This is a genomic window from uncultured Microbacterium sp. (assembly GCF_963521695.1).
Taxonomy (GTDB): Bacteria; Actinomycetota; Actinomycetes; order Actinomycetales; family Microbacteriaceae; genus Microbacterium.
Genome location: NZ_CAUQWC010000104.1, coordinates 1 through 11213, shown reverse-complemented (window position 1 = coordinate 11213; position 11213 = coordinate 1). Strand labels below are relative to the sequence as shown.

General features: G+C 68.2%; 10 protein-coding genes. 2 read left to right on the top strand and 8 right to left on the bottom strand.

All coding sequences use genetic code 11. The features are described 5' to 3' along the window. Positions 1-185: 185 nt before the first annotated feature. The gene (locus RWP81_RS09320) at positions 186-1049 is read right to left on the bottom strand and encodes a DNA-formamidopyrimidine glycosylase family protein (protein WP_314455246.1); all 864 of its coding nucleotides are present in this window, start codon (positions 1047-1049) and stop codon (positions 186-188) included. Between the two features lie 770 nt (positions 1050-1819). On the opposite strand from RWP81_RS09320, the gene RWP81_RS09315 reads away from it, so the two are divergent. Continuing rightward, positions 1820-2239 (top strand): DUF559 domain-containing protein, encoded by a 420-nt coding sequence (locus tag RWP81_RS09315; RefSeq protein ID WP_314455243.1) that lies wholly within the window; start codon positions 1820-1822, stop codon positions 2237-2239. A 365-nt stretch (positions 2240-2604) separates the two neighbouring features. Here RWP81_RS09315 and trpS read toward each other — a convergent pair whose 3' ends face one another. From trpS to sdhC, 7 genes are all read right to left on the bottom strand, one after another. Continuing rightward, positions 2605-3609, bottom strand: coding sequence for a tryptophan--tRNA ligase (gene trpS / locus RWP81_RS09310; protein WP_314455240.1), 1005 nt, complete (start codon positions 3607-3609; stop codon positions 2605-2607). A 236-nt stretch (positions 3610-3845) separates the two neighbouring features. Further along, complete coding sequence (locus RWP81_RS09305; RefSeq protein ID WP_314455238.1) at positions 3846-4694, bottom strand: exodeoxyribonuclease III; 849 nt, start codon at positions 4692-4694, stop codon at positions 3846-3848. Between the two features lie 86 nt (positions 4695-4780). Beyond that, positions 4781-5980 (bottom strand): YihY/virulence factor BrkB family protein, encoded by a 1200-nt coding sequence (locus RWP81_RS09300; protein ID WP_314455235.1) that lies wholly within the window; start codon positions 5978-5980, stop codon positions 4781-4783. Between the two features lie 378 nt (positions 5981-6358). After that, on the bottom strand, positions 6359-7144 hold the full coding sequence (locus RWP81_RS09295; RefSeq protein ID WP_314455233.1) for a succinate dehydrogenase iron-sulfur subunit: 786 nt from the start codon (positions 7142-7144) through the stop codon (positions 6359-6361). Between the two features lies 1 nt (position 7145). Then, positions 7146-8975, bottom strand: a complete 1830-nt coding sequence (sdhA, locus tag RWP81_RS09290) for a succinate dehydrogenase flavoprotein subunit (protein WP_314455230.1) — start codon at positions 8973-8975, stop codon at positions 7146-7148. A 46-nt stretch (positions 8976-9021) separates the two neighbouring features. Beyond that, positions 9022-9480, bottom strand: coding sequence for a succinate dehydrogenase hydrophobic membrane anchor subunit (locus tag RWP81_RS09285; RefSeq protein WP_055958598.1), 459 nt, complete (start codon positions 9478-9480; stop codon positions 9022-9024). Further along, positions 9480-9914 (bottom strand): succinate dehydrogenase, cytochrome b556 subunit, encoded by a 435-nt coding sequence (sdhC, locus tag RWP81_RS09280; protein WP_082485057.1) that lies wholly within the window; start codon positions 9912-9914, stop codon positions 9480-9482. Before sdhC ends, RWP81_RS09285 begins: the two co-directional genes overlap by 1 nt. A gap of 214 nt (positions 9915-10128) precedes the next feature. On the opposite strand from sdhC, the gene RWP81_RS09275 reads away from it, so the two are divergent. Further along, on the top strand, positions 10129-11213 hold a 1085-nt coding region (locus tag RWP81_RS09275; protein ID WP_314455223.1), incomplete at its 3' end, for a mannose-1-phosphate guanylyltransferase.

Genomic DNA, 11213 nt, shown 5'->3' with positions numbered 1-11213 from the left:
GGGCGGGCCTGCCCGCGACGTCGTCAGCGGGCGTGCCCGCCCGGCACGGGGTCAGCGTGGAACGCGTCGCGTCCAGCTCGGTGGTCACTCGTGGGCGTGCTCCTCGGCGTCGAGTCGCTGAACGTGCCATCCGTCGGTGCCCGCACCGCGCACCCTCGGGAGGAGGACCGGGGCCTTACGCTGCCCTACTTGAGCAGCCGCGACAGGCGCCGGTCGGCCAGCAGCTTGCCGCCCGTCTGGCACGTGGGGCAGTACTCGAGCGAGTTGTCGGCGAAGAAGACACTGCGCACCTCGTCGCCGCAGACCGGACACGCCTGACCGCGGCGGCCGTGGACGCGCATGCCCCGCCTCTTGGCATCCTTGAGTTGAGCCGGTGGTTTTCCTCGTGCCTCGGCAACGGCCTCGGCGAGGGTCTCGGTCATCGCCGTGAAGAGACGATCGACCTCGTCGTCGGTGAGCTTCGCGGCCAGGGCGTAGGGCGACATCTTGGCCGCGTGCAGGATCTCGTCGGAATAGGCGTTTCCGACCCCCGCGATGATCGACTGGTCGCGCAGCACGCCCTTGATCTGCGTGCGACGGTCGGTCAGGAGCGCCCCGAACGCCTCACGGTCGAACCCGGGACCGAGCGGATCGGGACCGAGGCGCGTGACCCCGGGCACCTCGTCGGGGGAGCGGACGGCGTAGACGGCGAGCGACTTCTTCGTCCCCGCCTCGGTGAGGTCGAAGCCGGAACCGTCGTCGAAGCCCACGCGAAGGGCGATCGGCGTCTTGCCGGGCTTGATGATGGTCGACGGCAACGTGTCGTACCAGCGCAGCCAGCCCGCCTTGGCGAGGTGGAAGACGAGATGGATGCCGGCATCCGTCGTGACATCGACGAATTTGCCGTGGCGGTCGACGGCCGTGACGGTGGAGCCGACCAGCGCCGTCAGCGGCGGGTCGTAGGTCTTCAGCGCGTTGATCGCCGACACGGTCGCCTTGTCGACGCGCAGCCCCGTGATGCGACCGCGCAGGAACTCGACGAGCCCTTCGACCTCTGGCATCTCCGGCATGCGCCCATGCTCCCACGTGCCCCCGACATCGCGAACGGTCTTGCGTGCCGTCCTTCGGATCTGCCGCGCAGACCCATCGACGGTCCGGGAGTGCGCGACGGTTCGCCGCCACCCGCGTCCGGGCGTGTGCGCCGGTTTCCCGCCGCCCGGGACACAACGCAGGACTTCCGCTGCAGACTGCGCGTGATCCGGCGCCGTCCGACCGTGTCGAATCCGGTACTCCTGCGTTGTGTCTCCCCGGGTCCTCCCCGTGCGGCCAATCCCGGGGACTCTGCACACTCTGTGACCCGCGGTCCGCGACGCGTCCACGGGTCGAGGATGGTGGGCGGATGCGACCCGAACACTCCTCTGACTTCCCCCTGGATTCGACCATCTCCTACGCCGATCTGCGGGCGGGCGGTGCAAGTCGCGCCGGGATCCGCGAGGCCCTGGCCACAGGTGCCCTCTACCGCGCCAGACGCGACGTCTACCTCGTCGCCGGAGCAGGGGAGAGGGTCGTCGCGGCACAACGCGTGGGCGGGCGGTTGGACTGCGTCTCCGCGGTCGCCGCGTCCGGCATCTTCGTCCTGGATCGCACGAGGCTGCACGTCCAGGTCGAGCCGACGCGGGGGAGGTTGCGCTCACCTGTCTCGCGCCGTCGGCGTCTCGCGCACGACCCAGACGTCGTCGTGCACTGGCGTGACGGTGCACACGGAGTCGCGCATTCGATACCCCTCGCAGAGGCGCTCAGGGTCGCCGTCAGCTGTCAAAGTCCCCGAGCATCGGTCGCCATGCTCGACAACGCCCTCCACCAGCGCCGAATCTCCGCAGCGGACGTGCACGACATCTTCGCGGGACTTCCCGCGAAGTACGCGGTTTTGGCGTCGCTTCTCGACGGTCGCTCCGAGGCGGGCTCCGAGAGCATCGCACGACTGCTGCTGAGAGGTCTCGGGTGCAGGGTGCAGGTTCAGGTGTCGATCGACGGCGTCGGTCGCGTCGATCTGCTCGTGGACGAGTGGATCGTCGTGGAGTGCGATAGCCGCGCACACCACGGAGGCTGGGAGTCGCAGGAGCGGGATCGATTGCGTGACCTGCTGCTGGCCGAACGCGGATACGCCGTGATCCGTCCCACGGCGAACATGATCTTCACCGAACCGGAGGTGCTGCGGCGTGCCGTGCAGGGACTCCGGCGCGGCGGTGCTCACCGGTAGGACACAACGCAGGAGATTCGAGCCATACGGGCCGGCCAGACGGCCGACGGACCTCGGGAAGCGGCAAGAGTCCTGCACTGTGTCCACCGGCCGGGCGACGCTCGACTCTGTGGCCGGGCGATGCAGGGCCCTGCTGACCGGGTGACCATCCGCCTTGCGTCTGCCGGCGGGCCGGCTCCGCGGAGTCTGGCCCGGTCCGTTCGCCGGACACAACGCAGGAGAATCGGCACCAAGTTGGCCGCCGCGTCGCCACTTCGACGCGGCGGCGCGCGCTCGTCTCCTGCGTTGTGTCGCGGCCGGACGCGGTCCGGCTTCGTGACGTCCGGCACCGGAAGATGCGGGGGCGCCGTGACTGCCGGGAGGAATCAGCCGCGGCGCAGCAGACCGACGCGGTCGTAGACGTCGGCCAGGGTCTTCTCGGCGACGGATGCCGCCCGCCCGGCGTTCACGGCCAGCACGCGGTCGAGCTCTGCCGGGTCGTCGAGCAGCTCGAGCGCGCGGGCGCGCACCGGCTCGAACTCGTTCACGACGACCTCGGCGAGGCCCTTCTTGAAGTCGCCGTATCCGCGGCCGGCGTACTCGTCTTCGATCGCGGTGATCTCGCGTCCCGTCAGCGCGGAGTAGATCACCAGGAGGTTCGAGACGCCCGGCTTCTCGTCGCGGTCGAAGCGCACAGCGCCCTCGGAGTCGGTCACCGCGCGCATGATCTTCTTCGCGCTGACCTTCGGCTCGTCGAGCATCCACAGCACGCCGGCGTCGGACTCGGCCGACTTCGACATCTTCGACGTGGGGTTCTGCAGGTCGTAGATGCGGGCCGTCTCACGCTGGATCATCGGCTTCGGAATCGTGAAGGTCTCTCCAAAGCGCTGATTGAAGCGCTCTGCCAGGTCGCGCGTCAGCTCGATGTGCTGCTTCTGATCGTCGCCGACGGGTACGACGTCGGTCTGGTACAGCAGGATGTCGGCGGCCATCAGCACCGGGTAGGTGAAGAGACCGACGTTGGTGGCATCCGCGCCGTAGCGGGCCGACTTGTCTTTGAACTGCGTCATGCGTCCGGCCTCGCCGAAGCCCGTGAGGGTCGACAGCACCCACTGCAGTTCCGCGTGTGCCGGCACGTGCGACTGCACGTACAGCGTCGAGCGGGAGGGCTCGATGCCCGCGGCGATGTACTGCGCGGCGGTGCGGCGGGTCTTTTCGCGACGCTCCGCGGGGTCGCCGGGCTGAGTGAGGGCGTGCAGGTCGACGACCGAGAAGTAGGCCTCGTACTGGTCTTGCAACTCGCGCCACTGCAGCAGGGCCCCGATGTAGTTGCCGATCTGAAGGCTGTCGGCGGAGGGCTGCATTCCGGAGTAGAGGCGCTGCTGAGTCACCTCTCGATCCTAGGTGCCGCCACGTGGCGGTCGAGGCGCACGGTCGTGCTCCCTCCCGACCGGATCGTCGATGCGCGGGGCCCGGCTGCGCACCGAACGCCGCAGAGCCCTTGCGGTACGCAGCGCGGGCGCCCGACCCGGCCCGGACGCACAGGCGTCGGCCTGCAGGGCGTCCGACGCACGGGCCTCGGCCTGCAGGGCGTCCGACGCGCCGGCGTCGGCCTGCAGGGCGCCGATCAGAGCCCGAGGGTGTAATCGACGATCACCGGGGAGTGATCGCTCCAGCGCGTGTCGTAGGACGGGGCGCGATCGACGCGGTACGCGGTGACACGCTCCGCCAACGCCGGGGTGGCGACGTGGTAGTCGATCCGCCAGCCGCTGTCGGTGTCGTACGCCTTCCCGCGCATCGACCAGAACGTGTACGGCCCGTCGACCTCGCCCATCTCGCGGCGTCCGACATCGACCCAGCCGAGCCCCGTGCCGACCGATCCGTCGACGCTCTCGACCTTCTCGCCGGCCGGGCCGAAGAAGCGGTCGAAGTAGGCACGCTCGCGGGGCAGGAATCCGGCGTTCTTGCGATTGCCGCGCCAGTTCTTGATGTCGAGCTCGCGGTGCCCCACATTCAGGTCGCCGAGGACCAGGGCGAGCTCGCGTTCGGACTTCACGGCCTCGAGGCGCTGCTCCATGGCATCGAGGAAGAGCCACTTCGCGTCTTGCTTCGGAGTGTCGACCTCACCGCTGTGGACGTAGGCGCTCACGATGGTGACCGTCTCGCCGTCGATGTCGAAATCTGTCTCGATCCATCGGCCGGACGCGTCGAGCGGCTCGGGGCCGAGGTGGCTGCGCGTCTCGACGCCGGGCAGTCGGCTGATGATGGCCACGCCCGCGCGGCCCTTCTGCAGTGATTCGTCGTTGACGATCTGCCAGCCGGGGAGCGCCTCGGCGAGCTGCTCGGCGGTCGCCCGCACCTCTTGCAGGGCGACGATGTCGGCACCCGAGGCGTCGAGCCATTCGGTCATACCCTTGCGGACGGCAGCACGGATGCCATTGACGTTGACGGAGACGATGCGTACGGAACGGGCCACCCGTCGAGCCTAACCGCGACCTCAGACGTCGCCGCGGGCGCCCGCTCGCTCGGCCGAGGACCCGCTGCGCCAGGCGGGTGGAGCGCTCAGTCGGGCATCAACGACACGCGGCGGGGCGCCGGAACGTCGGCCTCAGCGCGCGCCAGCGTCTTCTCCGCCGCCGCGAGCCGTCGCCGCGCACGCCACCGCCACGGCCAGCGCGCGAGGGCGAGTGTCTTCTCCGCTTCCCGCACCCCCACCTGCGCGGCGATGACGAGCGCCGCCTGTTCCATCGCGCGGCGATCCTCGGGGGAGCGCAGAGGCACGTCCTTGTCTCCCGCAGCGACCGCGATCCAGGCGGCGGACACCAGGATGACGATCCCGATGAAACGGAACCACAGCAGGAAACCGATGAGCACCGTGAACGTGGACAGCAGAGGGTTCGTCGGTGTGTACACGACGAGGAACCCGGCACCGACCTGCAGCAGCACCATTCCGGTCGCTCCGACGAGGGCACCGGGCCACGCGCGTCGCCACGACAGGGTCGTGCCCGTGAGGAAGCGGAAGAGCGCGGCGAGAGCGACGGTGTTGATGCCGAAGGCGACGACGAGCGACACGGCGCGCGCCCCGAGGATCCATCCGGCGGTCTCGCGATTCCACCCGATGAGGCTGAAGACCAGGTCGATCGCTCCGGTCGTCACGGTGCCGAGCAGGGCTCCGGCGAGCAGGGAGATGCCGAACAGGATGGACGCGACGAAGTCGCGCGCCTTGAGCATCACGTAATTGCGCATGTCGAACGGCAGCCCGAAGGTGTCGCGCACCGCGCGGCGGGTGAAGGTGACGAATCCGATCGCCGTCCAGACGACCACCACGACGGCCACCAGTCCCGTGATCGTCAGCAGGCTCCCGCTCTGCTGCGTCGCCTCTTCGACCTGCTCGGGTTTGACCAGACCGTTCTCGCTGATCAGGCCGGGGATGTAGCTGTTGACGATGCGGATGAGGCCGACGACGGCCGTGGTGCTCCCGCCGAGCCACAGACCGACGGCGGCGAACGCGAGATACAGCGCAGAGAAGACGGCGAACAGCGCCTGGTAGCTCATCCCCGCCGCCAGCAGAAAACCGTTGTGCTGCAGGAAGTGCCGCCACACCCGTATGGGGAACCACTGCGCGATCCGCGCGGCACGGGCGATGGGCTGGTCGAGGCGTTCCCGGACGGCCGTCTGCGCGGCCTCGAGCTTGTCGCGTAGCGACGTGTCATCGTCACGTACCGCGGGCAGCGGGCGCGCGTCGTGGCGGTTCTCGGTCACGTGTCGAGCCTAATGAATGGATGCCACCGCTTCCGGCGACCTCGGTGCGGCGTCGGGCGCCGCGGCATCCGTTCTCGTCTGCTCGCAGAACGTCGTGATCCTCGCATCCGTTGCGCGGGATGCTGCGAGGAGACCGCGTTTCTGCGGAAAGGGGGAACGGGTGGATGTCGGGCGCCGCCGCCTGTGCGGGGTGAGGCGTCGCGGCATCCGTCGTCGTCTGCTCGCAGAACGTCGTGATCCTCGCATCCGTTGCGCGGGATGCTGCGAGGTGACCGCGTTTCTGCGAGGACCGCAGGAGAACCGGCCACCGATCGGGACACCCGCCGGAAACGCCGAACGGCGGGGCGTCGAAACGCACCCGCCGTTCGCGAGAGAGGGTCAGCGACCGCCACGCAGGACGGCCTGCTTGACCTCGGCGATGGCCTTGGTGACCTCGATGCCACGGGGGCACGCCTCGGTGCAGTTGAAGGTGGTGCGGCAGCGCCACACGCCCTCTTTGTCGTTGAGGATGTCGAGGCGCAAATCGCCCGCGTCGTCGCGCGAGTCGAAGATGAAGCGGTGCGCGTTCACGATCGCGGCGGGGCCGAAGTACTGACCGTCGGTCCAGAACACGGGGCACGACGAGGTGCACGCGGCGCACAGGATGCACTTGGTGGTGTCGTCGAAGACCTCCCGGTCGACGATCGACTGCACGCGCTCCTTGCCCGGCTCGGGCTTCGAGTTCGAGATGAGGAAGGGCTGCACCTCGCGGTAGGAGGCGAAGAACGGCTCCATGTCGACGATCAGGTCCTTCTCGAGCGGCAGGCCCTTGATCGCCTCGACGTAGATCGGCTGCGAGATGTCGAGGTCTTTGATCAGCGTCTTGCAGGCCAGGCGGTTGCGGCCGTTGATGCGCATGGCATCCGATCCGCAGATGCCGTGCGCGCACGAGCGACGGAACGACAGCGACCCGTCGGTCTCCCACTTGATCTTGTGCAGCGCGTCGAGCACGCGGTCGGTGGAGTACAGCTCCACGTCGTAATCGACCCATCGCGGCTCGTCGTCGACCTCGGGGTCGAAGCGGCGGATGTTGAAGGTGACGAGGAACGACTGGATCCCGGTGTCTTCCGGCGTCTGCTCGACCTCGTCCGAGGTGTCGACGTTCTCGAGGACGGTGGATGCCATCTCAGTACTTCCTCTCCAGCGGCGGGTAGCGCAACTCGCCCGCCTCGTTCTTGGTGAACACCACGGGCTTCCAGCCGAGTTCGATGTGATCGGCGGGGTGCGACGAGTGGGGGTCTCCCGACAGGTACGCCATGGTGTGCTGCATGTACTTCTCGTCGTCGCGCGTGGGGAAGTCGTCGCGCATGTGACCGCCACGGCTCTCTTCACGGTTCTGCGCCGAGTAGACGACGACCTCGGCCAGGTCGAGGAGGAAGCCGAGCTCGACGGCCTCGAGCAGGTCGGTGTTGAAGCGCTTGCCCTTGTCGTCGACGTGGATGTTCTTGTAGCGCTCGCGAAGGTCTGCGATGACGTCCATGACGTGGGCGAGGGACTCGTGCGTGCGGAAGACCTGCGCGCCCTTGTCCATCTCGTCCTGCAGCGTCTTTCGCAGGACCGCGATGCGCTCGGTACCGCTGTTGTTGCGGAGGTCCTCGATGAGTCCGCGCACCTCGGCGGCGGGGTCTTCGGGCAGCGGCACGAAATCAGCGGTCTTGACGTACTCGACGGCGTTGCGGCCGGCGCGCTTGCCGAAGACGTTGATGTCGAGCAGCGAGTTGGTGCCGAGGCGGTTCGAGCCGTGCACCGACACGCACGCGCACTCACCGGCCGCGTACAGGCCCGGAACGACGGTGTCGTTGTCGGCGAGCACCTCGGCCTTGATGTTGGTGGGGATACCACCCATCGCGTAGTGCGCGGTCGGCATGACGGGCACGGGTTCCACGACCGGGTCGACACCGAGGTAGGTGCGGGCGAACTCGGTGATGTCGGGGAGCTTGGTCTCGAGCACCTCGGCACCGAGGTGCGTGCAGTCCAGCAGCACGTAGTCGCGGTGGGGGCCCGCGCCGCGACCCTCGGCGACCTCTTGCACCATGCAGCGGGCGACGATGTCGCGCGGCGCGAGGTCTTTGATGGTGGGGGCGTAGCGCTCCATGAAGCGCTCGCCGCTGGCGTTACGGAGGATCGCGCCCTCGCCTCGGGCACCCTCGGTGAGCAGGATGCCGAGACCGGCGAGGCCGGTCGGGTGGAACTGGAAGAACTCCATGTCCTCCAGGGGGAGGCCCTTGCGCCATACGATTCCGACGCCGTCACCGGTGAGGGTGTGGGCGTTGGAGGTGGTCTTGAAGATCTTGCCGAAGCCGCCGGTGGCGAAGATGACGGCTTTCGACTGGAAGACGTGCAGCTCACCCGTGGCGAGGTCGTAGGCGACGACACCGGAGACCTGGGTCTTGCCCGCCGCGTCCTTCACCGTGATGAGGTCGAGGACGTAGAACTCGTTGAAGAAGTTGATGCCGAGCTTGACGCAGTTCTGGAACAGCGTCTGCAGGATCATGTGGCCGGTGCGGTCGGCGGCGTAGCACGCGCGGCGCACGGGGGTCTTGCCGTGGTCGGCGGTGTGGCCGCCGAAACGACGCTGGTCGATCTTGCCCTCGGGCGTGCGGTTGAACGGCAGGCCCATGTTCTCGAGGTCGATGACGGCGTCGATCGCCTCTTTGGCGAGGATCTCGGCGGCATCCTGATCCACGAGGTAGTCGCCACCCTTGATGGTGTCGAACGTGTGCCACTCCCACGAGTCCTCTTCGACGTTGGCGAGCGCCGCTGCCATGCCGCCCTGCGCTGCGCCGGTGTGCGAGCGGGTCGGGTACAGCTTCGAGATGACGGCGGTCTTCGCGCCGGGGCCGGCCTCGATGGCCGCGCGCATGCCCGCGCCGCCGGCGCCGACGATGACGACGTCGAACTGGTGGTAGTGGACGCCGTCTTTGACGATAGAGTCCGAGGAAGTCTGGGTGCTCACGTGTGCGATGCCTCTGCTGTCAGGGGAAAGAAGGGATGCCGTCGGCTCACGCCGCCTGGCACGCGTCCCAGAGGGAGCTGCTCTCGGTCACACCGAGGCAGGGGTCGAAGGTGAACACGACGAGCGTGCCGAGCAGGATCAGGAATCCCGCGGAGATCCACAGCGATCCCACGAGGATCTTGCGGATCGTGGCGTTCGTGACGTAGTCGTTCACGATCGTGCGCATGCCGTTGGCGCCGTGGATGAGGGCGAGCCAGAGCATCAGCACGTCCCACCACTGCCAGAACGGCGAGGCCAGCTTGCCCGCGACGAACGCGAAATCGATCTGGTGGATGCCGTCGTTCGTCATCAGGTTGACGAACAGGTGGCCGAAGATGAGGACGATCAGCAGCACGCCGGAGGCGCGCATGTAGATCCATCCCCACTTCTCGAGGTTGGAGCCCTTCTTGCGGACGGCGGGCGTGCGCGGGGCGGGGATCGTGGCGGCTTCTTGGGCGACGGACATCAGTGGCTCCCGGTGACGGCGCTGAAGACGTTGATCAGGTGGCGGGGGGTGAAACCGAGCATGGTGACGACCCAGAGGCCCAGTACGCCCCACCACAGCTGACGCTGGTGGCGCGTGGCCCACGGCCAGAAGTCGACCAGGATAATGCGCAGCCCGTTGAACGCGTGGTACGCGATCGCGCCGACCAGGGCCACCTCGCCGAGACCCATGATCGGGTTCTTGTAGGTGCCGATGACGGCGTCGTACGCCTCGGGCGACACGCGGATGAGCGCCGTGTCGAGGATGTGCACGAGGAGGAAGAAGAAGATCGCCACACCGGTGATGCGGTGCAGGACCCAGGACCACATGCCTTCTCGGCCGCGGTAGAGAGTGCCTCGGGGCCTCTTCGAAGTGGTCGTTTTCACCGACGGCGTGGCACGTGCTGGTGCTGACACGGTCGTCCTCCCTGATCGAACACGATGTGGGGGCCGACACCGGCCCCGAGCGTCACACGGGCGCCCCTGAATACTACGTCCGGCCTATGAACGCGGAGGATAAGGGGTGCCTAACTGTCTCTCGACATCGAGATAAATGAAGAGCGCTGGGGGCCCGTCTCACCCGGTGCGGGGCCGTCGGAGGGAAGGAGTCCGGACCGCTATGGTCGGAGCCATGTCAGATCGCGCTATCGACGACTTCTACGCCGTGATCCCCGCCGGAGGCATCGGCAGCCGCCTCTGGCCGCTTTCGCGGGCGGACGCCCCCAAGTTCCTCCATGACCTGACCGGCTCGGGCCAGACCCTGCTGCGCGACACGTGGGACCGCCTCGCGCCGCTGTCGGGAGAGGACCGCATCGCCGTCGTGACCGGTCGCGCCCACCGCGCCGCCGTCGAACGCGAACTGCCGGGCGTTCCCGACCACAACGTCTTCCTCGAGTCAGAGCCCCGCGACTCGTCGGCCGCCATCGGCCTGGCCGCCGCGATCCTCGTTCGCCGCGAGCCCGACGTCATCATCGGTTCGTTCGCGGCCGATCACGTCATCCGCCAGACCCGCCAGTTCGACTTCGCCGTGCGCCAGGCGGTCGCCGTCGCGCGCGCCGGATACATCTGCACGATCGGCATCCAGCCCTCCGAGGCGTCGGTCGGCTTCGGCTACATCAAGAAGGCCGACGAGCTCATCGTCGACGGTGCCCCCGAGGCGTACACGGTCGAGCGTTTCGTCGAGAAGCCCGACCTCGACACGGCGAAGGAGTACTTCGCCGACCGCGCCTACCTCTGGAACGCCGGCATGTTCATCACGCGCGCCGACGTTCTGCTGGCAGAGCTCGCCGTCAACGAGCCCGAGCTGCACGCGGGGCTTCTCGAACTCGCTGAGGCCTGGGACGACCGCGAGCTCCGCGGTCCCGCCGTCGACCGCATCTGGCCGGGGCTGAAGAAGATCGCGATCGACTACTCCGTCGCCGAGCCCGCCGCCGAGAAGGGACGCCTCGCCGTCATCCCCGGCCACTTCGACTGGGACGACGTGGGCGACTTCGCCAGCCTGTCGAAGCTGAACTCCTCGGGAGGGCGCAACGAGCTCGCGATCCTCGGCGAGGACGCCCGCGTGCTCTCCGACGCCTCCAGCGGCATCGTGGTCTCGCAGACCAAGCGCGTGATCAGCCTCATCGGTGTGCGCGACATCGTCGTGGTGGACACCCCCGACGCCCTGCTCGTCACGACGACCGAGAACGCCCAGCGTGTCAAGGGCGTCGTCGACGC

Coding starts and splice junctions, on each gene's coding strand:
- RWP81_RS09320 (WP_314455246.1), bottom strand. CDS start 1,049: ATGCCGGAGATGCCAGAGGTCGAAGGGCTCGTCGAGTTCCTGCGCGGT.
- RWP81_RS09315 (WP_314455243.1), top strand. CDS start 1,820: ATGCTCGACAACGCCCTCCACCAGCGCCGAATCTCCGCAGCGGACGTG.
- RWP81_RS09295 (WP_314455233.1), bottom strand. CDS start 7,144: ATGGCATCCACCGTCCTCGAGAACGTCGACACCTCGGACGAGGTCGAG.
- RWP81_RS09285 (WP_055958598.1), bottom strand. CDS start 9,480: ATGTCCGTCGCCCAAGAAGCCGCCACGATCCCCGCCCCGCGCACGCCC.